This is a genomic window from Embleya sp. NPDC008237 (assembly GCF_042956465.1).
GTDB lineage: Bacteria > Actinomycetota > Actinomycetes > Streptomycetales > Streptomycetaceae > Embleya.
On sequence record NZ_JBIBGL010000018.1, the window covers coordinates 157,168 to 178,007 of the forward strand.

Here is a 20,840-nt window from a genome sequence, read left to right on the forward strand (position 1 = left end):
AGTGCCCGGCCGGCGGGCGGCGCGGCCGTCAGCCCGGGGTCGGGCCGGTGGGGTGGGTGTCGGGGGCGCTCTGGCGGTGCACCGGGGCGCGGCCGGTGGGCTGGCCGGGCGGGGTGTCCCGGGTGAGCGACGGGATGGCCAGGGTTATCGGCTTGCCCGGGATCAGTACGTGCTGCTCGCCGTGGTGCAGGATCGGCAGTTCGTCACCCTCGCGCAGCGTGTACGTGGCGTGCTCGTGGGTGGTCTCCACCCGCAGCCGGGCCCCGCGCACCGACAGCGAGAACGCCAGGCCGGTCAGGCCGACCGGCAGACGCGGCTTGAACGCCATGCACTCGCCGTGATCGCGCAGCCCGCCGAAGCCCGCGACCAGTGCCACGCAGGTGCCCGCGAGGGAGGCCATGTGCAGGCCGTCCTTGGTGTTCTTGGCCAGGTCGTGCAGGTCCATCAGGGCGGCTTCGGCGGTGTAGTCCAAGGCCAGTTCGAGGTGGCCGACCTCGGCCGCCATGACCGCCTGCGTGCAGGCCGACAGGGACGAGTCGCGGACGGTCAGCGTCTCGTAGTAGTCGAAGTTGCGGCGCTTCTGCTCGTCGGTGAACGCGTCCCCGCGCACCTGCATGGCCAGGACCAGGTCGGCCTGCTTGACCACCTGCTTGCGGTAGATGTCGAAGTACGGGTAGTGCAGCATCAGCGGATAGTGGTCGGGCGGGGTGTTCTCGAAGTCCCAGATCTGGTGCTTGGTGAAGCCGTCGGCCTGCGGGTGTACGCCCAGGTCCTCGTCGTAGGGGACGTACATCGCGTGAGCCGCGTCGCGCCAGCTCGCGGTCTCCTCGGAGTTCACCTCCAGCGCGCGGGCCTCGTGCGGGTGGCGCGCCACCGCGTCGGCCGCGGCGAGCAGGTTGGACTGCGCCATCAGGTTCGTGAACACGTTGTTGTCGGCGAGCGCGCTGTACTCGTCCGGGCCGGTCACGCCGTTGATCCGGAACAGGCCGGCCGCGTCGTGGTGGCCGAGCGAGCGCCACATGCGTGCCGTCTCGACCAGGATCTCCAGGCCGAAGTCGCGCTCGAAGTCCCGGTCGCCGGTGGCCCGGACGTAGCGCGCGACGGCGACCGCGATGTCCGCGCCGATGTGGAACGCCGCAGTGCCCGCAGGCCAGTAGCCCGAGCACTCCTCGCCGCGGATCGTCCGCCACGGGAACAGGGCGCCCTTGAGCCCGAGTTGGGCGGCGCGCTCGCGGGCCAGCGGCAGGGTCGAGTGCCGCCAGCGCAGCGCCTGCGCGACCGCGTGCGGCAGCCCGTACGTGAGCACCGGCAGTACGAAGACCTCGGTGTCCCAGAAGCAGTGCCCGTCGTATCCGGGCCCGGTCAGACCCTTCGCCGGGATGGCCCGCTCCTCGGCCCGGGCGCCCGCCTGGAGCACGTGGAACATCGCGAATCGCACGGCCTGTTGCAGCTCGACGTCGCCCTCGACCTCGATGTCGGAGTTGTCCCAGAACTGCTTGAGGTAGCCGCGCTGCTCGTCGACCAGACCGTGCCAGCCGGTGTACCGCGCGGCGGTCAGGGCGGCGGCGACCTGGTCGCGCAGCGCGGGCAGCGAGCGGGTGGAGGACCAGCCGTAGGCGATGTACTTCACGATCCGCAACTTCTGCCCGCGGTCGAGCACCGTGGTCACGCTGAATCGGGCCAGGTCGGCGGCGCTCTCGGTCTCCACGTACATGCTCTCGGGACCGTCGATCTCGTGGTCCATGCCGACCGCGACGCGCAGTCCGCTGTGCTCGGTGCGGTGGACCAGGATCGCCTTGGTGCCGTTGTGCGTGTGCTCCTCGGCGCGCAGCGGCGCCTCCAGCACGGCGGCGGCGCGCGGGTCGGCGTTCGGCAGCGGCAGTTCCTCGTTGGTGACCAGCTCCGACTGGAGCACGATCCGGGCCGGGCCGTCTATCGGCTCGATCTCGTACTCGATCGCGGCGATCGAGCGCTGGGTGAGCGAGACCAGCCGCTTGGAGGTGACCCGGACGGTGCGGCCGGCCGGTGAGGTCCACAACGCGCGGCGGTGCAGGACGCCCTCGCGGAAGTCGATCGTGCGCTCGTGGTCCTGGGTCTGGCCGTAGCGCAGGTCGAACGGCTCGTCGTCGACCAGGAGTCGGATGATCTTGCCGTTGGTGACGTTGATGACGCTCTGGCCGGACTCGGGGTAGCCGTATCCGGCTTCGGCGTAGGGCAGTGGGCGCAGTTCGAAGACGCCGTTGAGGTAGGTGCCGGGCAGGCCGTGCGGTTCGCCCTCGTCGAGGTTGGCGCGCAGGCCGATGTGGCCGTTGGAGAGTGCGAACACCGACTCGGACTGGGGCAGGCGATCCAGGTCCAGGGCCTGTTCGGTGATTCCCCACGGCTCGACCGTGTAGGGGTGTCCGGTGCTCATGCCGTGCCTTCCGCCGCGGTCCGCCCGCTCGCCGGGTCGCCGGTTGCGTCGTCGAGGAGTTCGTCGAGATCCGCCACGACCACGTCCGCGCCGTGTTTGCGCAGTTCCTCGGCCTGGCCGACCCGGTCCACGCCGATCACGTGGCCGAAGTCGCCGGCCCGGCCGGCTGCGACGCCGGCCAGCGCGTCCTCGAACACGGCCGCGTGCGCGGGGGCCACGCCCAGGGCCTTCGCACCGGCCAGGAAGGTGTCCGGCGCGGGCTTGCCCGACAGACCGTCGCGTTTTGCCACCACACCGTCCACGATCGCGTCGAACAGGTCGTGGATGCCCGCCGCGCGCAGCACGTCCTCGCAGTTCGCGCTGGAGGACACCACGGCACAGGGCAGCTTCGCGGCGCGTGCGGCGTGCACGTAGCGCACCGAGCCGGGGTACACGTCCACGCCCCGGTCGTGGATCAGCCGCAACACCAGGTCGTTCTTGGCGTTGCTGAGCCCGTGCAGGGTGAACGATCCGGGCGGGTCGCCCTCGTCGCCCACCGGCAGTTCGATGCCGCGCGACTCCAGGAAGGAGCGGGTGCCGTCCAGGCGGGGCTTGCCGTCCACGAAGGTGTCGTAGTCCCGTCTGGGGTCGAACGGGGTGAAGTCGGCGCCGTCGCGTTCGCGCAGGAAGTGGTCGAACATCTCCTTCCAGGCGACGCCGTGCACCTTGGCGGTCTGGGTCAAGACCCCGTCGAGGTCGAAGAGAAGCGCGTGGATGGTGTTCGGCAGCCCCAACATGGCGGGTTTACTGCCCCCGATGCGGGCTGGTTATCCGTGCGGTGATCTTTTCGGCTGACACCTGGGACGAAATGGCGTGTCACGTGTGGTGCTTGAGCACGTTTTGACCGAAATAAGGTTGAATTCCAGAAGTGGCACGCGTGGGGCGGCTACCGGACCACATGGCCCGCATTGACCAGAAGCATCTGGCCGGTGATGGCCCTGGCACGGTCCGAGAGGAAGAAGACGACGGCCTCGGCCACGTCGGCGTCGGTGGCCATTTCGGGCAGGGCCATCGGCGCCACGAGGCCGGCGAGGACTTCCGCGGCCGGCACCCCCGAGGCCTGTGCCTGGTAGTTCACGAAACCCTCCACCGGCGGTCCCCACATCCAGCCCGGAGCCACCGAGTTGACCCGGATCCGGTACGGACCCAATTCGTGCGCGAGGGCGTAGGTGGCGGAGGTGAGCCCGCCCTTGGAGGCGGCGTAGGCCATCTGCGGCGCCTGCGGCGGCGGGACCAACTGGGACTGGGTGGCGATGAAGACCACCGCGCCGCCGCCGGCCTTGAGCGCGGGCAGGGCGGCCTTGGTCATCGCCAGGCTGCCGACCAGGTTGACCTCGACCACCCGGCGCAACTCGGCGAAATCGGTCGCCTCCAGGCCGCCGAACACGGTGTCCAGCGCCGCGCAGTTGACCAGCCCGTCCACCGCGCCGAAGCGCTCCACGGCCAGCTCGACCAGGGCTCGACAGGTCTCGTGCTCGGTGATGTCGGTCACGGCCCAGGCGACCCGCTTGCCGGTGGGATCGACTTCCTCGGCGACCTTGACCAGGTTGGCCTCGGTCCGCGAGCCGAGCACCACGTTGGCGCCGTCGCGTGCGGCGGCCAGGGCCACCCGGCGGCCGAGACCCGGGCCCACGCCCGAGACGATCACGGTTTTGCCGTCCAGGATCATGGCAGCTCCGCCCACTGGTGCCGGCCGAGCCGGTCGACTTGGCTGATGATCCGTCAGATTACGTTCGGGGCAAGGGCTTTGGCCAGACCCGGGGGGACGGGGGTGGCGGCGCGGCGGCGAACCGCGCATCCGGACGAACCACCCGGCTCCGCCCATTGCAATGTCCGACCGATGACCCTATTTTCGCTATCCGCCGGCTGACACGTGTCGAATCGCAGGGTGCATTCCGTCCGATTCACCCCTCCGTACACGTTGTTCGACCCGAATTTCACTCGACCGTCCCGGTCGGGTCGGTAACGGGTTTCGTGCGGCCGGCTCCGCTGCACGCATTCACGCATTCACGCGTTCACGTACGAGACCCGAGTCGTCGAGCCCCACGGTGCGACGCTCCTCGGACGTGCGGACCTTCTTGCCTACGGAGGACGAGATGGCCAGTTTCGGCAGGAAACACGTGTTCACCCTCGCGGCGGGCGCCACCGCCGCCGCGCTGCTCGCGGCGAGCGCGCCCGTCGCCCTGGCGAGCGACGACGCGCGCGGCACCCAGGCTCCGCGCCGGCTCAGCATCCTGATCAGCAACGACGACGGACAGCAGGGCCCGTTCATCCGCGCTTTGCAGCGGGCGCTCAAGGCGGCCGGCCACGACGCGGTGATCGTCGCGCCCGCCACCGACCAGTCCGGCAAGGGCACCGGAATCAACGCGACCCCCGGGTCGATCGTCAAGGCCGCCGAGGTCGAGCCGGGCATCTGGTCGGTCGAGGGCACCCCCGCCGACTCGGTCTCCTTCGCCCTCGCGAACGTGTTCCGGGACAAGAAGCCCGACCTGGTGGTCACCGGCATCAACCCGGGCCAGAACATCGGCGCGACCACGAACCACTCGGGCACGGTCGGCGCCTCGATCACGGCCGCGGAGAAGGGCATCCCGGCGGTCGCGTTCAGCGCCGAGTACAACATCGCCGATCCGCGCAATCCGTTCCCGCAGATGGCACAGGCGACGGCGTTCGCGACCCGGTTGGTGGACCGGCTCGCGGCCACCGCGAAGCGGACCGGGCCGGTGCTGCCCGTACACACCACGCTCAACGTGAACTACCCGGCCAAGCCGACCGGCCGGGTGGAGACGACCAACGTGGGCGAGGCCGACGCACTCAAGGTGAGCTACGTCAAGGACCCGTCCTGCGACACGTGCTACAAGCTCGATCTGGGCCTGGCCCCGGGAGCGACCGAGCCGGTGCGCAACGCGGACACCACCGCGATCGCCCGGGGATCGGTGTCGATCTCGATGCTGGACGCGGACTGGACCGTGCCGGGTTGGCAGTGGGGGCAGCAGTCGCGCGTGTTGGACGCGGTGGGCGTGCAGCTGCGGCTGTCCGGTCTGAAGGCGTGACCTCGCGCTGATGGGGGCGGGGTCGGCTCGGGTCGGCCCCGCCTGTGGTGGGCGGTGGTGCCTGGCTTGGTGGGGTCGGCTCGGGTTCGGCGGGCGGTGGTGCCGGGTTTGGTGGGGCCGGCCGGGGGGTCGGTGGGTTGCGCTGCCGGGTTTGGTGGGTCGGGCCGGAGTCGGCGGGCTTGGGGTGTCGGGCTCGGCAGGGGTTTCACGTGGAACTCGGGCGATGGGCCGTCGCGGGGTCGGCGGGGGTCCGGGCTGGGACCTACTGGCCGCCGGAGGCGTCGTACTCGGTCAGCAGGGCGACCAGCTCGTCGTGGGTGATTCCGTCGGGGAGTGGTGTGGGGGTGTGCCGCAGCGGCGGGTCCCAGCCGGATTCGGTGCGCCGGCGGACCACCTTCGCGGGCACGCCCGCCACCACGCAGTGGTCGGGGACCGTGCCGCGGACCACCGAACCGGCGGCGACCACCACGTTCCGGCCGAGTTTGGCGCCGGGCAGGATGATCGCGCCCGCGCCGATCCAGCTGCCCGGGCCGATCTCCACGGTGTCGTTGATCGGCCACTGGGTGCCGATCGGTCGGTCCGGGTCGGCGTAACTGTGGTTCTGGTCGGTGATGTAGATGTACGGCCCGGTCCACACGTCGTCCGCGATGGTGATCGAGCGGTGTCCGACGATGTGGCTGCCGCGCCCGATCGTGCACCGGTCGCCGATGGTGACCACCGCCGCCGTGCCCAGGTCGTGGCCCGGGGCCAGCCCCGCGGACAGCGTGACGTGTTCGCCGATGACGCAGCCGGCGCCCACCGTGATCCACTGCTCCCCGAAGACCGAGCCGACCGGGAAGGCGAGCTTGCTGCGCGCGCCCAACTCCCGGAAGCGGTACGGGCCGGGCTGCTCCGGGGTGATCGAGGCGGCGCGTTGCAGCGCACGCCAGCCTCGGTGCGCGGCACGCGAGAGAGCGCCCCGGGCGTGCCCGCGCAGGGCTTGCGACAGCGACATGGAGATCACGGTACCGACGCTCGCGCGAGGGTCGGCCGGGCGTGGGACGAACGTCACGCCGGGCCGATCCCGGCCGGTCCGGGGTTGGCTTCCGAGGGCTTCTGTAACAGTGTTACTGCCGCAGGTGGCAGCGTTGCCGCCTGCCGAGTCCGGGCTTTCCGGCCTCGGGTGAGCGAACCAGTCAGGGGAGTGGACATGCGTGCCGTCGTCATCAACGGAACCCGGGACGTGAGTGTCGAGAAGGTCGCGGACCCGGTGCTCACCGGCCCGGACGGGGCGATCGTGCGGGTCGAGGCGAGTGCGGTGTGCGGCTCGGATCTGCACTTCTACGAGGGCGAGTTCCCGGCCGCCGGGTTGCGGCCGGGGCACGAGGTGGTGGGCACGGTGATCGAGACCGGCGCCGAGGTGGGCCGGATCGCGGTGGGCGATCGGGTCCTGGTGTCGCCCGTGCTCGGCTGCGGGCGGTGTGCGGGCTGCCGGGCGGGCAATCCGATCGACTGTGTCGGCGGCGGCATGCGGGTGCTCGGCGGCGACCTCGGGCTGCCCGGCGGCCATGCCGAGGCGGTGGCGATCCCGGCGGCCGACGCGTGGTTGCTGCCAGTGCCCGAGGACGTCGCGGTGGACCACGCGGTGCTGCTCACCGACGCCTTGCCGACCGGCTGGACGGCGGCGACCCGGGCCGACATCACGCCCGGCGCGACGGTGCTGGTGATCGGGCTCGGGCCGGTCGGCCTGTACGCCCTCCAGGCGGCCCAGGTGCTCGGCGCGGGCCGGATCCTGGCCGCCGACCGGGTGCCGGAGCGGCTTGCGATGGCCGAACGACTCGGCGCGGAGCCGATCGACGCGGGTTCGGGCGACCTGGTCCAGCAGGTCATGGCGGCCACCGGCGGCCGAGGCGCGGACGCGGTGATCGAGGCGGTCGGGCAGGACGCGACGCTGACCGCGGCGATCGCCTCGGTGCGCACGTCGCGCACCGTCTCGGTGGTCGGCGTGGACGCGAACTTCGCATTCCCGCTCGCGGTTCCGCTGCTGATCATCCGCAACGTGACGCTGCGCTTCAGCACGGCGCCGGTGGCCTCCACCTGGCCGACGCTGATCCCGCTGATCCGGCACGGCCGACTCGTCCCGGTGGACGTATTCACCCACCGGCTGCCACTGACCGAGGCCGCGCACGGCTACCGCACCTTCGCCGACCGTACGGACGGCTGCCTCAAGGTGCTGTTCGACCCGACCTGCTGACGGTGTGCCGCTCCGGCGGTCCGGACGGTGGCCCGGCACTCCGTTCGTCGAGCGACGGGCGGGGCTGTCGTCGGGACGGGCGGGCGGGCGGCGAGGTGGCGGGGGAGTGGTTCGACGCCCGGTCGGTGCGCACCGCGGACCGTCGGGGTGGGCTGCTTGGTCGCCCGATGGGCCTACTGTCGACGTGCCCACCGCAAAGTACTGTCCTATTTACCCCACTATGGGAGCCGGATACGGCGACCTGCGCAGGGAGAAGACGGATGAGCAGCGGCGGAATGGGCCTTCCCGGTGGACTCGGTGGCCTGCTGGGCGGGCTTCTCGGTGGGCGGGGTGGCAGCGGGGACCAGGGGCTGGTTCGGGTGGTGCTGGGCATGCTGACCAAGCAGGGCGACTCCGGCGGGCTGGGTACGTTGTTGCACACGCTCCGAGCCGGCGGCCTGGGCGAGCAGGTCGAGTCATGGGTGGAAACCGGTCGCAATCAGCCCGTGAGTGGCAAGGAGCTCACCGACGCGCTCGGTGAGGAGGAGATGATCCGCCTGGCCGGCCAGGCCGGGATGACCAAGGAGGAGACCGCCGCGGCGCTCGCGGCGACGTTGCCGCGGGTGGTGGACGCGGTGACGCCCGAGGGCGAGGTGCCTGCCGCCGAGCAGATCGATGCGCTGATCGACCCGACGGCGACCCCGGCGGTGACGGCCCCGGGCGGACCGGCGGAGCGAGTCGGGGCCGAGGCGCCCACCGAAGGCACGCCCCCGACCACCCCGGGCGGGCCGGAGGCCCGGGAGGGAGAGAAGGCCGAAGCGCCCGGCGGGGCCGAGGCCAAGGCCGTATCCGGTGAATCCAAGGCCAAGGCCAAGTCCGGCTCTGGCACCGGTGCCGGGACCGGGACGGACGCCAAGCCCGGGTCCGCAGCCGCCGTCGAAGCCGAGCCCGGTCCCGCATCCGGCACCAAGCCCAAGCCCGGGCCGCCCGGGAGCAAGCCCAAGCCCGGGCCTGCGTCCGGGACCAAGCCCGGGCCTGCGTCCGGGTCCGGCGCCGAGCCCAAGCCCGGGCCGTCCGCCGGGAGCAAGCCCAAGTCCGGGCCTGCGTCCGGGGCGAAGTCCGGATCCGCGTCCGGGACCGAGGCCAAGCCCGGTCCCGCGTCCGAGCCCAAGCCCAAGCCCGAGCCCAAGCCCAAGCCCAAGCCCGAGCCCGGGCCCCCTTCCAAGTCCGGGTCCGGGTCCGCGTCCGACCCCAAGCCCGGTCCCGCACCCGGGGCCAAGCCCTAGCCTGGGCCCGCACCCGGGGCCGGGTCCGCATCCCGTGAGGCCAAGCCGGCCCCATCCGACGCCACGCCACCCACCACCCGACGTCGACCCCGGCACCCCGACCCGCTGCTCCCGGCGGGCTCGACTCGCCGCATCCCGAGCCCGGCGCCGAGCGTCGGTGTCCGCGTGTGCCTTCGCGTCCGACATCGGCCTTCGTCGGCCTTCGGTGTGTGCCTTCGTGCCCGGCGTCGTGTCCGGCGTCGGACTTCGCGTGCGGCTTCGTGCCCCGCGTCGGCCTTCCGCGGGCCCGTCGTCGGTGTTCGTGCACGGCTTCGCGCCCGGCGCCGGACTCCGCGTGCGCCTTCGCGTCCGGCGTCGGTTTTCGCGTGCGCCTTCGCGCCCCCGCGCCACACCCGGGCGGAGCCTGTGGGTGTCCCCGCGCCCCGCGCCACACCCAGCCCCACCCCGACGTCAGTTCCGTTGGGTCGGGGTGAACTCGCAGGTCATGTGTTTGATGCCGTTGATGAAGCTGGAGCGCAGTCGCTGGGGTTCGCCGGTTGCCCGGATGTCCGGCAGTCGGGCCAGCAACTCTCGGAACAGCAGGGTGATTTCGCGGCGGGCCAGGTGCGCGCCGAGGCAGAAGTGCGGGCCGCGGGCGCCGAAGCCGACGTGCGGGTTCGGGTCGCGGGTGAGGTCGAACCGTCCCGGGTCGGCGAACACCGCCTCGTCCCGGTTCGCCGACCAGTAGAACAGCAGCAGCTTGTCGCCGTCGCGCACCTGTTTGCCGTTCAGGTCGGTGTCCCGGGTGGCGGTGCGCCGCATCCACACCACAGGAGACGCGAGTCGCACGATCTCCTCCACGGCGGTCGGTGCGTACCGCTCGAAGTCCGAAAGCCAGAGCCGGTGTTGGTCGGGATTCTCGGTCAGCAGCCACAGTCCGTGCGAGATCGCGTTGCGGGTGGTCTCGTTGCCTGCGGTCAGCAACAGGATGAAGAACGAGGCGAGTTCGTCCGCCGTCAGGCTCTCCCCGTCGATCTCCGCGTTCACCAGCGCCGAGGTGACGTCCTCGGTGGGGGTGCCGCGCCGGAACTCGGCGAGGTCCTTCATCAGTTCGGCGAGTTCGGCGCCTGCGGTGAGCAGCGCCTCGATGTGGCCGCCGCCCTCCTGGGGCACGTACTCCGGGTCCGCGACACCGAGGATCACGTTCGAGCGGTCGAAGACGAAACGATGATCCTTCTCCGGTACGCCCATCATGTCGCAGATGACCCGGAGCGGAAGCCGGGCCGCGACGTCGGTGACGAAGTCGCACGAGCCGCGCTCGGCCACCTCGTCGACGATCGTCCTGGCGGTGCGGTCCACGTCGTCCGAGAACTTCTTGATCATCCTGGGCGTGAACGTGCGGGCGACGATCCGGCGCAGCCGCTGGTGCCGGGGGTCGTCCATTTCGATCATCGAGCCGAAGAACTCACCGAACCCCGGGGGGAAGTCGGGGATGTGGGTCGCACCGCGACCCGAGCAGAAGTCCTCGGGTCGGCGGGTGGCCTCCGCGACGTCCGCGTGCCGGGTCAGCGCCCAGAAGCCGGGGCCGGGCTCCAGCGGGCTCTCCGGCTCCGGGTAGTACGGCATCGGCCACGTCTCGCGCAGGTGCGCGAAGCCTGCCTCGCGGGCGGCCAGGGGTCCCGACCAGAAGTCCAGGTCGGCGAGCGGGACCTGCGCGGGCCAGGTCCGGGGGTTGGGGTCGGTGGTGGTCGGTCCAGCCGTCTCGGCCGTCATGCCGGTCACTCCGATCACGCGTTGTTACTCGCGGGTTCGGTATCAGTGCAGCACACATGCGTTCGCCGATCCAGGGATCCCGGGTGATCTGCGACCTCCCGGGTGATTCGGGCTCCCGGGTGGTCCGCCCCCCAGGTGGTCCGGGCGCTCGGATGACCCGGCCGCTCAGGTGGTGATCGCGCCGCCGTTGACCTGGATGGTCTGGCCGGTGATCCACGCGGCCTCGTCGGAGGCGAGGAAGACGCAGGCCGCGCCCGCGTCCTCGGGGGTGCCGAGTCGGCCGACCGGGATGTGCTTGGCCTGGTCCGCGGTGTGCGCGAGTTCGCGGCCGCTGGGACGGGGATCCATCAGGCCCAGGGCGACGGTGTTCGCGGTGACACCGTCGCGGGCGCTCTCCATCGCGAGGTGGCGCATGAACGCGATGGCGCCGCCCTTCGCGGCTCCGTACAGCGAGATGCCGAACGACTGGCCGCTGACACCCGCGGCCGATGCGATGGTGATCACCCGCCCGAAACGGCGCGCACACATCCCGTCCAGCACCGCCTTCGTGCAGGCCATCACGCCGAACAGGTTGACGTCGGCGAAGCGTTGCCAGTCCTCGGGCACGCTCCGGCGGAAGGTGGTCGGGCGAAAGCCCTCGGCGCCGCCGTTGCCCGCGTTGTTGACCAGGATGTCGATCGGGGCGACAGTGCGTTCGAAGGTGCGTACGGCCAGGAGTGCGGCCTGCGGGTCGGTCACGTCGAACGCGGCGGTGAAGGCCCGGCCGCCAGCGTCGCGGATCGCGGCGCACGTGTGTTCGGCGCGCTCGGGGTCGAGGTCGTTCACCGCGACGACCGCGCCCTGCGCGGCGAGCAGGCGGGCGATGCCCGCGCCGACGCCCTGGCCCGCGCCGGTGACCATTGCCGACCTGCCGTCGAGTGCGAACACGCGGGCCCCCCGGGGTGATCGATGAGCTCGACGGCGGCGCTCGCGCACGGCGTCGATCTTGACGCGCGCAGCCAACCACCGGCCTCTACACGTGTCAATGCTGGACTCCATCAATTACCTTCTGTGGGTCGGGACACACACCTAGACTGTGGAACGCCCGCCTCCGCCATACGAAACCGTATGGCGTTGCTTCCCCTCCGGAGGACTCGCCCAGTGCCCCCGTCAGCCGAGTCGCCCACTCCCTCCTCGGAACGACACGAGTCGCGGCATCACGTCCAGACCGCGCTCGAACGCCTGATCCGACTCCAGCAGAGCCGCCGCGTGCACGGCGAACTCACCAGCGCCTCGCGCGCACAGGTCTCGCAGCCCGCGGTGGTGTTGCTGACCCGGTTGCAGGCGGGCGGCGGCGGGCTGGCCATCGGCGATCTGGCCAAGCTCGCCCGGATGGACATGTCGCTGGTCAGCCGGGAGTTGCGCAAGCTGGAGGCGGACGAGCTGGTCACCCGCACCACCGACGCGCGCGACGGCCGGATCACCCGGGTGGGACTGACCCCCAAGGGCCGAGGCGTGGTCCGCCGGTTGCGCCGGGTGCGCGACCGGCACTTCGAGGAGGCGTTGTCCGGCTGGACGGACGACGACCTCGCCACGCTCGGTGCGCTGATGGGCCGCTTCGTGGACGACCTGTCCGCGGTTCGCTACCGCGAGGCCGACGAGCCCGGCTGAGCCGGCGCACCCGAGCGGGCCCGGGCGCACCCGAGCGGGCCCGACGAGCCCGGCCGAGTCCGCGCCCGCGTCCCCCACTTCCCCCTTCGTGCGCCCCACCGTCCCCATCCGCCCCCTTTGCGTGCGGCCGGGCTGGACACGGTCCGTGTGTCCAGCAGACTGTGTCGCGAGACCGGGCGGTTGTCTTGCGCCGGGTCGAACCGGTGTCGTGCCGGCAACCGTTACCGGCCGCGGCGCCTGCGCGCCCACCGGCGCGCGCCGACGTGCGGCGGTTGGACGACGTGGGAAGAAGGGGACGCACCGTGGGAGAGCTGCACTGGGCCGGTCGCGACCGTGCCCGGGTCGCATGAGCGCGGTACTGCGCGGTACGGGGGCCGCGCCGGGCTCCGCGGTCGGCCGGCTCGTGGTGGCCCGGGTCGGTGCGGGCGGTGTGCCGACCCCGGCGGCGCCGGCCGATATCCCGGAGGCGCTGGACACCGTGGCCCGGCACATGGACGACCTGGCCGGCGCACTGCGCACCCGCGGTCGGCCGGCGGAGGCGGACATCGTCGAGTTCGCCGCCCTGATCGCACGGGATCGGGAACTGCGTGACGGCGCCGCGCGACACCTCGCGGCGGGCCTGGCGCCGATCGACGCGCTGGCCGCGGCCGTACACGACTTCGCCGACCTGCTGGCCGGCTTCGACGACGACCTGATCGCCGAGCGTGCCGTGGACGTGCGCGACGTGGGCCGGCAGGCCGAGGCGCTGCTGCGCGGCGAGGACCCGACCGGCGGGCAACTCCCGGGCGGCGCACCGGCGGTGCTGGTGGGGGCGGAGCTTGCGGCGATGGACCTGCTGCGCGGCCCGCAGCCGGCCGCGGCGGTCTCCGAGCGGGGCGGACCGACCGGGCATCTGGCCATCGTGGCAAGGTCGTTGGGGATACCGCTGGTCCTGGGCATCCCGGTGGCCGCGCTGGCCGAGCTGGCCGAGGACCTGATCCTGGTGGACGGCGAGGCGGGCACGGTCGAGGCCAACGCCGGCGCGCGGGTGCGCACCATCCCGGCGCCTCGGCGGGTGCCCGGTGGCGGTGCGGGGCAGGCGATGACCCGGGACGGGCGGCGGATCCGGGTCCGGGCGAACGTGGCCACCGTCTCGGACGCGCTCGCGGCGGCCGAGGCGGGCTCCGAGGGGGTCGGCCTGCTGCGGACCGAACTGCCGTTCCTCACCGAGGAGTCGGGCTGGCCGGACGAGGAGCGGCAGGTGGCCGTGCTGGCACCGGTGCTGGCCGCCGTGCCGCCGGGTCCGGTGGTGGTGCGCACGCTGGACTTCACCGGCGACAAACGGCCGCCGTTCCTGCGCGACCGGCGTATCACGCTGCCCGGATCGGACGCCCTGACCGCGCAGTTGCGCGGCATCATGCGTGCGGCGGCGGAGACGGGCGTCGAGGTCGCGCTGTTGTTGCCGATGGTCGACCATCCCCGGCGGATCAAGCACGTTCGGGGGCTGCTCGCCGCCGCGTGTGCGGAACTGGGGCTGGCCCCGCCGCCGTTGGGCGCGATGGTGGAACTGCCGCAGGTGCTCGACCAGGTGGACGACCTCGCCGAGCACGCCGACTTCCTGTCGCTGGGCACCAACGACCTGACCTCCCGACTGCTCGGGCTGAGCCGGGACGACCCGCGGCTGACCCCTGCCTCGGCGGCGCATCCGCGGGTGTTGGACGCCATTGCGCAGACCATCCGGGCCGGACACGCGCGCGGTCGCGCGGTGTCGCTGTGCGGGGACGCCGCGGCGGATCCGGCGGTGCTGCCGCATCTGGTCCGGCTCGGCTGCGACGCGGTGTCGGTGGCGCCCACCGCGCTGTCCCGGGTGCGAGCGGCGGTGCGGGCGTACTGAGACGCGCCGTCCCGGGACGGCGGCGGGGTGGCCGGGGACGGAGGGGGACGGCGGAACGGACCGGCTGCCGAGATCGGGCGGGGTGTCCGTGGATCGAGATCATCGGACGATTCGATGGGGTCGATCGAGGCCGGCCCGGATAATGCGGACATGGGAAAGACGTATGCGCACATGGACGGCCGCCTGCGAGCGTTCATCGAGGCCCAGCCGGTCTTCTTCGTGGCGAGCGCGCCGCTCGCCGAGGACGGGCACGTCAACGTGTCGCCGAAGGGCCGCTCCGGCACGCTCGCCGTGCTGGACGACACGACGGTGGCCTACCTGGACTTCGGCGGCAGCCACGCCGAGACCATCGCGCACCTGCGGGAGAACGGCCGGATCACGCTGATGTGGTGCGCGTTCGAGGGCCCGCCGAAGATCGTTCGAGTGCACGGGATCGGCGAGGCGGTCTTCCGTGACGATCCGCGCTTTCCCGACCTGGTGGCCCGGTTCGGCGACGCGGACGCGGACGGACTGCGGGCGGTCGTGGTGGTACGCGCGACGCTGATCAGCGACACCTGCGGCTACGCGGTCCCGTTCATGGACTACCGCGAGGAGCGCACGCTGCACGAGGAGTTCATGTCCCGCAAGACCGACGCGGAGTTCGTCGAGTACACCGGCAACAAGCCCTACAACGCAGCCAGTATCGACGGCCTGCCCGCGGTCCCGCTGCCCCTTCCCCTGCGCGGCTAGGGTCTGCGCGGACAGGTTCTGTCCGGCGCGCCGGCCCGCCACGCGGCGGGGCGGCGCCGGGGCGTGGGTGGGTCGTTCTTCGGCGCCGGGATGTCGGGCTCGCCGGATCGACGCCTGGCGCCGGGGGCGTGAGCAGGCGGGGTGGGTCGGGTCAGCCGGTGGGCGGGCCGCCCTGTTGGGGGTATTGCGCGTACGGGTTCGGGGCCTGCGGCGGGTAGCCGGCGGGAGGCTGCGGCGGCCCGGCCGGGTACGGGTTCGCGGCCTGCGGCGCCTGGGGGGTCTGGCCCGGGTACTGATTCGGGTACTGGTGCGGCGGCTGCGCCGGTTGCGGCGGCTGCGGACCCTGGCCCGGGTACTGGTTCTGCTGGGGTGCGTGCTGGTTGGGGACCTGCGCGCCGTACGGCTGCTGTTGGCCGCCGGAGGCGTTGTACGCGTCGATCAGGAAGCGGAAGATCCATTCGCCCTCGGCGCGCCAGGGGCGGGGGAAGTTGAGCTTGGCGGGGCGATCCCGGCCGGGGAACCAGAAGTGCATCCGGCTCCAGGTCGCGTTGATCTTCAACTCGGAGACCAGCGCGCCGGCCTGGGCGTGGGTCAGCGCGTAGGCGACCTCCTTGGGCCTGCTGGAGAGCGCGCTCGCCTTGTGGAACATCACCCCCTGCTGGGTGACCGTCAGGAAGTAGTAGTCGGACATCGACGCCCCGATCAATGCGCCGACCGCACCGAACAGCGCGAACAACATCGGGTTCGGGCCGCGGACCACGAACATCGTGGCGAGCGGCTGATCACCCGGGTTGGCCGCGGCCACCGCCTCCGCGATCTGCCGTTGCATCGTTGCCTTGCGCACCGCCATGTGCGTCGCCTCCCCGTGGAGCCACGCCGCGGACGCGGCAGGGCGATCAGAGGCTAGCGGTGCGACCCCGGCCCGGTGGTCGCGGTCGGGCAAAAATCCGGGATCGCTCCGGGGCACCCGGCTTCCGCTGAGCGGAATGCGAGCCGCCCGCGGCGGGAGGCGACCGGGCACCGTGTGCGGGAGGGACACCGCCGCCGGCACAGAAGGGAGACCGCGTGAACGGGCTCAGGGACGTCTATCTCGTGGACGCCGTACGCACGCCCATCGGCCGCTACGGCGGTGCGCTCGCCGAGGTGCGGCCGGACGACCTGGCCGCGTCCGTGCTGCGCGCGCTGGTCGACCGTACGCCCGATCTGGACCCCGCGCGGATCGACGACGTGGTGTTCGGCGCCGCCAACGGCGCCGGCGAGGACAACCGGGACGTGGCGCGGATGGCCGTGCTGCTCGCGGGCCTGCCCACCTCGGTGCCCGGCGTGACGGTGAACCGGCTGTGCGGATCCGGCCTGGAGGCGGTGATCCAGGCGGCGCGCGCCGTCGCGGTCGGTGACGCGTCGATCGTGGTCGCCGGCGGCGTCGAGTCGATGTCGCGCGCGCCGTGGGTGCTGGCCAAGCCCGGCAGGGGCTACCCCGCCGGCCACGAGACCCTGCACTCGACCACGCTCGGTTGGCGGCTGGTCAACCCGCGCATGCCCGCCGAGTGGACCGTCGGCCTCGGCGAGGCCACCGAACAACTCGCCGCGAAGTACGGGGTGACCCGGGACGCCCAGGACACCTACGCGGCCCGTTCGCATGCCAGGGCCGACGCCGCGTGGACCGCCGGCGCGTTCGCAGACGAGGTGGTGCCGGTCGCCGGCGTGGACCTGGCCCGGGACGAGTCGATCCGGCCCGGCAGCACCGTCGAGGTGCTGGCGAAGCTCAAGCCCTCCTTCCGGCCGGACGGCACGATCACCGCCGGCAACGCCTCGCCGCTCAACGACGGCGCCGCCGCGCTCCTGGTCACCGATGCGGCGGGCCTGCGCGAACTCGGCCGCGAACCGCTGGCCCGGATCACCGCGAGCGGCGTGCACGGTGTCGAGCCGCAGTACTTCGGGATCGGCCCGGTCGAGGCGGCCCGCCGGGCGCTGGCCAAGGCCGGCCGCGGCTTCGCCGACCTGGACGTGGTCGAGCTCAACGAGGCGTTCGCCGCCCAGGCGCTGGCCTGCCTGGGCGAATGGGCCGACCTGGACCCGGCCGTGGTCAACCCGCTCGGCGGCGCGCTCGCGCTCGGCCACCCGCTCGGCGCTTCCGGCGCCCGGGTGCTGGGCACACTCGCCCACCAACTGCACCGACGCGGCACCGGTTTCGGGATGGCGGCGCTGTGCATCGGGGTCGGCCAGGGCCTGGCCGTCACGCTGGAGAAGTGAGGACTTTCGGATGAGCACTACGAGCAGTACGAGCGGCCCCGGCGGCCCCGGCGGTGCTCCCGGCTTCGCCGGTGCGGGCGGCACCGGCGGCACGAACGGCACGAACGGCACCGGCGGCACGAAGGACACCGGCGGTGCGAGCCGCTCCGGCGGCACGGACGGTGCACAACCGCGGCCGGAGGCCATCCCGCACCGGCTCCCGGAGTTCGACTTCGCCCCCTACAAGAGCACCCGACTGCGCAGCCCCCGACAGCCGTTGGTGATCCCGCCGAGCGGTGACACCGAGCTCACCGGCCCGGTGTTCGGCGTCGCCGACGTGCACCCGCTCGACTTCGACCTCACCCGGCAACACGTCGGCGAACCGCTCGGCGAGCGGATCATCGTCACCGGCCGGGTGCTGGACGAGTCCGGCCGTCCGTTGCGCGATCAACTCGTCGAGGTGTGGCAGGCGAACGCGGCCGGCCGCTACCTGCACAAGGGCGACCGGCACCCGGCCCCGACGGACCCCAACTTCACCGGCGCGGGCCGCTGCCTCACCGACGCCGAGGGCCGCTACCGGTTCGTCACGATCAAGCCCGGCGCCTACCCCTGGCGCAATCACCACAACGCCTGGCGACCCGCGCACATCCACTTCTCGCTGTTCGGCACCGCCTTCACCCAGCGTCTGGTCACCCAGATGTACTTTCCGGGTGACCCGCTGTTCGCGTACGACCCGATCTTCAACGCGGTCCGTGACGACCGGGCACGCCGTCGGATGATCGCCGCGTTCGACATGGACACCACCGAGAACGAGTGGGCACTCGGCTATCGGTGGGACATCGTGCTCGGCGGCGCGAGCGCGACCCCGACGGAGGACCGATGAACACCTGGCCGACCGACACACAGGGCGCCACGCCGAACCCGGACGGCGGGCTCACCCCGTCGCAGACCGTCGGGCCGTTCTTCGGCTACGCGCTGCCGTACGCCGGCGGCCCGGACCTGGTCCCGGCGCACGCTCCGGGCGCGATCCGGGTGCACGGAACCGTGTACGACGGTGCGGGCGAACCCGTCCCGGACGCGGTACTGGAGATCTGGCAGGCCGACGCGGCGGGCCGATTCCCGCGCGCGCAGGGTTCGTTCGCGCGCGACGGCAGCACGTTCACCGGGTGGGGCAGGGCGGCGGTGGACCGGCTCGGGAGGTACGCGTTCAACACCGTGCGGCCCGGCGCGCCGAGCGGTGCCGCGAACCCGTATCTGGCGATGTCGGTGTTCGCGCGCGGCATGTTGCGCAGGGCGGTCACGCGGGTGTACTTCCCCGAGGACGACCGGCACGCGGACCCGCTCTTCGCACTGGTTCCGCCGAGTCGGCATGAGACGCTGATCGCGGTGCGGGAGGAATCGGGCTCCTACCGCTTCGACGTGCACATCCAGGGCGAGCAGGAGACCGTTTTCCTTGCTGTTTGACGCTGATTCAGCCGATGCGGTCGACGCCGGGCTGCTGGAGCCGGTCCGGGCCGGGACCGCGGTCGAGGCAGTCACGAGCGATGCGGCCCACCTGCGGGCCCTGCTCGACGTCGAGGTCGCGCTCGCCCGGGCCCAGGCCCGGATCGGGCTGATCCCGGCCGCCTCCGCCACCGCGATCGAGGCCGGCTCCCGGGCCCGGTTCGACGTGCTCGACCTGGCCCGCCGGGCGCGCGGCGCGGGCAACCCGGTCGTACCGCTGGTGCGCGAGTTGACCGCTGCGGTCCGGGCGCTCGACCCGGCCGCCGCCGAGCACGTGCACCTGGGCGCGACCAGCCAGGACGTCGTGGACAGCGCCGCGATGCTGGTGGCCGCCCGCGCGCTGGACGCGACCCTGCCCGACCTGGCCCGGACCGCCGCGGCGCTGGCCGACCTCGCCGAGCGGCACCGGAGCACGGTCATGGCCGGCCGCACACTGACCCAACACGCCGTCCCGACCACCTTCGGGCTCAAGGCCGCCGGGTGGTGCGTCCTGGTCACCGACGCCTACGCCCGCACCCGCACGGTCCGCGCCGCGCTGCCCGCGCAACTCGGCGGTGCGGCGGGCACCCTGGCCGCGCTCGGCGAGCACGCGATCGCGCTGCTCGCACCGTTCGCCGCCGAGCTCGCGCTGGCCGAGCCGGTACTGCCCTGGCACACGCTGCGCACCCCGATCCTGGACCTGGCCGGCGCCTGTGCCCAGGTCACCGGCGCGCTGGGCAAATTCGCCGGCGACGTCGCGCTGCTCGGCCAGACCGAGGTGGGCGAGGTCGCCGAACCGGCCGGCGCGGGTCGAGGCGGCTCGTCCGCGATGCCGCACAAGCGCAACCCGGTGCTCTCGGTGCTGATCGTCTCGGCCGCCCGGCAACTGCCCGGGTACGTGTCGACGCTGGCCGCGTCGATGGCCGGCGCCGAGCACGAGCGCCCGGCCGGCGCGTGGCACGCCGAGTGGCAGCCGCTGCGCGCGGCACTGCGGCTGGCCGGCGGCGCGGCCGAGACGGCGGCCGAACTGGCCGAGGGGCTGGAGGTCCTCCCGGACCGGATGCGGGCCAACCTGGAGCTGACCGGCGGGCGGATCGTGTCCGAGCGGCTGGCCGGCGAGTTGACCGCCGAGCTCGGCAAGGAGGCGGCGCGAAGCCTGCTCACCGACGCATCCCGGACCTCGGCGCGGACCGGCCGGCCCCTTCGTGATGTGCTGGGGCGGTTGGACGAGGCGGTTTTCGACCCGGCCGCCTACATCGGCTCGGCCCCGGCTCTGATCGACCGGGCGCTCGCGCACCATCGCACCGTGTTCCAAGAGAAGGACCAATGACGATCGCCACGCTCAACCACCGCTTCGACGGCCCGGCCGACGCCCCGGTGTTGATCCTCGGCCCCTCGCTGGGCACCGAACTGGGCATGTGGGACGCGCAGATCCCGGAGTTGTCCCGGCACCACCGGGTACTGCGCTACGACCTGCGCGGACACGGCAGGTCCCACCCGGTACCGGGCACCGCGTCGGTCGGCGACCTGGTCGGCGACGTGCTCACGTTGGCCGACTCGTACGGCATCAAGCGGTTCGCCTATGCCGGTGTCTCGCTCGGCGGCGCGGTCGGTCTGTGGATGGGCGTGCACCATTCCGAGCGGCTGACCGCCCTGATCGCGTGCTGCTCCTCGGCGCGCTTCGGCGAGCCGCAGGCGTGGCTGGACCGGGCCGCGACGGTGCGCTCGCAGGGCATGCGGCAGCTGGCCGACACGGTGATCCAGCGCTGGTTCACGCCCGAGTACGTGCGGCGCGAGCCGGCGGCCGTGCAACGGATCCTGGACATGTTGTACGCGTGTCCGCCGGAGGGGTACGCGGGCTGCTGCGATGCGCTGGCGCGCTACGACCTGCGTGCGGAGCTGGGCCGGATCGACGTGCCCACGCTGGTGATCGGCGCGGAGCAGGATCCGTCGACGCCGCTCGAACACGCGCGCGAGCTGGCGGCCGGGATTCCCGGGGCGACGCTGGTCGAGGTCGCCGACGCGGCGCACCTGGCGAACATCCAGCAGGCGGAGACGGTCACCTCGGCGATGGGCGCGCACCTGGCGGCGACGCGCTCCCGCCTGGCGGCGGAGGCCTGAG

At 72.7% G+C, this 20,840-nt stretch carries 18 protein-coding genes; 11 read left to right on the plus strand and 7 right to left on the minus strand.

Annotated elements, in window-relative coordinates; all coding sequences use genetic code 11:
* Nucleotides 1-28 precede the first annotated feature (28 nt).
* The 3 genes from ACFZBU_RS37370 to ACFZBU_RS37380 form a co-directional block, all read right to left on the minus strand.
* Nucleotides 29-2,413, minus strand: coding sequence for a glycoside hydrolase family 65 protein (locus tag ACFZBU_RS37370; protein WP_391588189.1), 2,385 nt, complete (start codon nt 2,411-2,413; stop codon nt 29-31).
* The gene (locus tag ACFZBU_RS37375; RefSeq protein WP_391588190.1) at nt 2,410-3,189 is read right to left on the minus strand and encodes an HAD family hydrolase; all 780 of its coding nucleotides are present in this window, start codon (nt 3,187-3,189) and stop codon (nt 2,410-2,412) included. Before ACFZBU_RS37375 ends, ACFZBU_RS37370 begins: the two co-directional genes overlap by 4 nt.
* Nucleotides 3,190-3,338: 149 nt before the next feature.
* Nucleotides 3,339-4,121 (minus strand): SDR family oxidoreductase, encoded by a 783-nt coding sequence (locus tag ACFZBU_RS37380; RefSeq protein WP_391588191.1) that lies wholly within the window; start codon nt 4,119-4,121, stop codon nt 3,339-3,341.
* Between the two features lie 427 nt (nt 4,122-4,548).
* Between ACFZBU_RS37380 and surE the strand changes: the two genes are divergently transcribed.
* Nucleotides 4,549-5,502, plus strand: a complete 954-nt coding sequence (gene surE / locus ACFZBU_RS37385; protein ID WP_391588192.1) for a 5'/3'-nucleotidase SurE — start codon at nt 4,549-4,551, stop codon at nt 5,500-5,502.
* 262 nt (nt 5,503-5,764) lie between these two features.
* Here the strand turns inward: surE and ACFZBU_RS37390 are convergent, their stop codons facing one another.
* Nucleotides 5,765-6,496 carry an acyltransferase gene (locus tag ACFZBU_RS37390; protein ID WP_391588193.1) on the minus strand — a complete coding sequence of 244 codons (732 nt, stop codon included), beginning with the start codon at nt 6,494-6,496 and terminating at the stop codon, nt 5,765-5,767.
* Between the two features lie 195 nt (nt 6,497-6,691).
* On the opposite strand from ACFZBU_RS37390, the gene ACFZBU_RS37395 reads away from it, so the two are divergent.
* Nucleotides 6,692-7,735, plus strand: a complete 1,044-nt coding sequence (locus ACFZBU_RS37395; protein ID WP_391588194.1) for an alcohol dehydrogenase catalytic domain-containing protein — start codon at nt 6,692-6,694, stop codon at nt 7,733-7,735.
* Between the two features lie 260 nt (nt 7,736-7,995).
* Entirely contained in the window at nt 7,996-9,000 is a 1,005-nt protein-coding gene (locus tag ACFZBU_RS37400; protein ID WP_391588195.1) for a YidB family protein, read from the plus strand.
* Between the two features lie 450 nt (nt 9,001-9,450).
* On the opposite strand, the gene ACFZBU_RS37405 is transcribed toward ACFZBU_RS37400, so the two are convergent.
* On the minus strand, nt 9,451-10,752 hold the full coding sequence (locus ACFZBU_RS37405; RefSeq protein WP_391588196.1) for a cytochrome P450: 1,302 nt from the start codon (nt 10,750-10,752) through the stop codon (nt 9,451-9,453).
* Nucleotides 10,753-10,917: 165 nt separating this feature from the next.
* On the minus strand, nt 10,918-11,679 hold the full coding sequence (locus ACFZBU_RS37410; protein WP_391588197.1) for an SDR family NAD(P)-dependent oxidoreductase: 762 nt from the start codon (nt 11,677-11,679) through the stop codon (nt 10,918-10,920).
* A gap of 213 nt (nt 11,680-11,892) precedes the next feature.
* Here ACFZBU_RS37410 and ACFZBU_RS37415 point away from each other — a divergent pair, with 213 nt between their 5' ends.
* The 3 genes from ACFZBU_RS37415 to ACFZBU_RS37425 all read left to right on the plus strand — a co-directional run bounded on the left by ACFZBU_RS37415 (nt 11,893) and on the right by ACFZBU_RS37425 (nt 15,004).
* Nucleotides 11,893-12,402 carry a MarR family winged helix-turn-helix transcriptional regulator gene (locus ACFZBU_RS37415; protein WP_391588198.1) on the plus strand — a complete coding sequence of 170 codons (510 nt, stop codon included), beginning with the start codon at nt 11,893-11,895 and terminating at the stop codon, nt 12,400-12,402.
* A 346-nt stretch (nt 12,403-12,748) separates the two neighbouring features.
* Entirely contained in the window at nt 12,749-14,275 is a 1,527-nt protein-coding gene (locus ACFZBU_RS37420) for a putative PEP-binding protein (RefSeq protein WP_391588199.1), read from the plus strand.
* Nucleotides 14,276-14,425: 150 nt separating this feature from the next.
* Nucleotides 14,426-15,004, plus strand: coding sequence for a pyridoxamine 5'-phosphate oxidase family protein (locus ACFZBU_RS37425; protein WP_391588200.1), 579 nt, complete (start codon nt 14,426-14,428; stop codon nt 15,002-15,004).
* Nucleotides 15,005-15,155: 151 nt separating this feature from the next.
* On the opposite strand, the gene ACFZBU_RS37430 is transcribed toward ACFZBU_RS37425, so the two are convergent.
* Nucleotides 15,156-15,854: a hypothetical protein gene (locus ACFZBU_RS37430; protein WP_391588201.1), complete on the minus strand. Its 699-nt coding sequence runs from the start codon at nt 15,852-15,854 to the stop codon at nt 15,156-15,158.
* A 215-nt stretch (nt 15,855-16,069) separates the two neighbouring features.
* On the opposite strand from ACFZBU_RS37430, the gene ACFZBU_RS37435 reads away from it, so the two are divergent.
* From ACFZBU_RS37435 to pcaD, 5 genes are read left to right on the plus strand one after another with little or no spacing between them, the layout of a single operon-like run.
* Nucleotides 16,070-17,257: a thiolase family protein gene (locus tag ACFZBU_RS37435; protein WP_391588202.1), complete on the plus strand. Its 1,188-nt coding sequence runs from the start codon at nt 16,070-16,072 to the stop codon at nt 17,255-17,257.
* 10 nt (nt 17,258-17,267) lie between these two features.
* On the plus strand, nt 17,268-18,119 hold the full coding sequence (gene pcaH / locus ACFZBU_RS37440) for a protocatechuate 3,4-dioxygenase subunit beta (RefSeq protein WP_391588203.1): 852 nt from the start codon (nt 17,268-17,270) through the stop codon (nt 18,117-18,119).
* Nucleotides 18,116-18,700 (plus strand): protocatechuate 3,4-dioxygenase subunit alpha, encoded by a 585-nt coding sequence (pcaG, locus tag ACFZBU_RS37445; protein WP_391588204.1) that lies wholly within the window; start codon nt 18,116-18,118, stop codon nt 18,698-18,700. The genes pcaH and pcaG overlap by 4 nt, the downstream gene beginning before the upstream one ends.
* Nucleotides 18,690-20,048: a 3-carboxy-cis,cis-muconate cycloisomerase gene (gene pcaB, locus ACFZBU_RS37450; protein WP_391588205.1), complete on the plus strand. Its 1,359-nt coding sequence runs from the start codon at nt 18,690-18,692 to the stop codon at nt 20,046-20,048. Before pcaG ends, pcaB begins: the two co-directional genes overlap by 11 nt.
* Nucleotides 20,045-20,839 carry a 3-oxoadipate enol-lactonase gene (gene pcaD / locus ACFZBU_RS37455; protein ID WP_391588206.1) on the plus strand — a complete coding sequence of 265 codons (795 nt, stop codon included), beginning with the start codon at nt 20,045-20,047 and terminating at the stop codon, nt 20,837-20,839. The genes pcaB and pcaD overlap by 4 nt, the downstream gene beginning before the upstream one ends.
* Nucleotide 20,840 lies beyond the last annotated feature (1 nt).

Bases quoted from the DNA above. Each gene is read 5' to 3' on its own strand.
- ACFZBU_RS37370 (WP_391588189.1), bottom strand. From the start codon at position 2,413: ATGAGCACCGGACACCCCTACACGGTCGAGCCGTGGGGAATCACCGAA.
- surE (WP_391588192.1), top strand. From the start codon at position 4,549: ATGGCCAGTTTCGGCAGGAAACACGTGTTCACCCTCGCGGCGGGCGCC.
- ACFZBU_RS37395 (WP_391588194.1), top strand. From the start codon at position 6,692: ATGCGTGCCGTCGTCATCAACGGAACCCGGGACGTGAGTGTCGAGAAG.
- ACFZBU_RS37430 (WP_391588201.1), bottom strand. From the start codon at position 15,854: ATGGCGGTGCGCAAGGCAACGATGCAACGGCAGATCGCGGAGGCGGTG.
- ACFZBU_RS37400 (WP_391588195.1), top strand. From the start codon at position 7,996: ATGAGCAGCGGCGGAATGGGCCTTCCCGGTGGACTCGGTGGCCTGCTG.
- ACFZBU_RS37405 (WP_391588196.1), bottom strand. From the start codon at position 10,752: ATGACGGCCGAGACGGCTGGACCGACCACCACCGACCCCAACCCCCGG.
- pcaH (WP_391588203.1), top strand. From the start codon at position 17,268: ATGAGCACTACGAGCAGTACGAGCGGCCCCGGCGGCCCCGGCGGTGCT.
- ACFZBU_RS37425 (WP_391588200.1), top strand. From the start codon at position 14,426: ATGGGAAAGACGTATGCGCACATGGACGGCCGCCTGCGAGCGTTCATC.
- ACFZBU_RS37420 (WP_391588199.1), top strand. From the start codon at position 12,749: ATGAGCGCGGTACTGCGCGGTACGGGGGCCGCGCCGGGCTCCGCGGTC.
- pcaG (WP_391588204.1), top strand. From the start codon at position 18,116: ATGAACACCTGGCCGACCGACACACAGGGCGCCACGCCGAACCCGGAC.
- ACFZBU_RS37380 (WP_391588191.1), bottom strand. From the start codon at position 4,121: ATGATCCTGGACGGCAAAACCGTGATCGTCTCGGGCGTGGGCCCGGGT.
- ACFZBU_RS37390 (WP_391588193.1), bottom strand. From the start codon at position 6,496: ATGTCGCTGTCGCAAGCCCTGCGCGGGCACGCCCGGGGCGCTCTCTCG.
- pcaD (WP_391588206.1), top strand. From the start codon at position 20,045: ATGACGATCGCCACGCTCAACCACCGCTTCGACGGCCCGGCCGACGCC.
- ACFZBU_RS37375 (WP_391588190.1), bottom strand. From the start codon at position 3,189: ATGTTGGGGCTGCCGAACACCATCCACGCGCTTCTCTTCGACCTCGAC.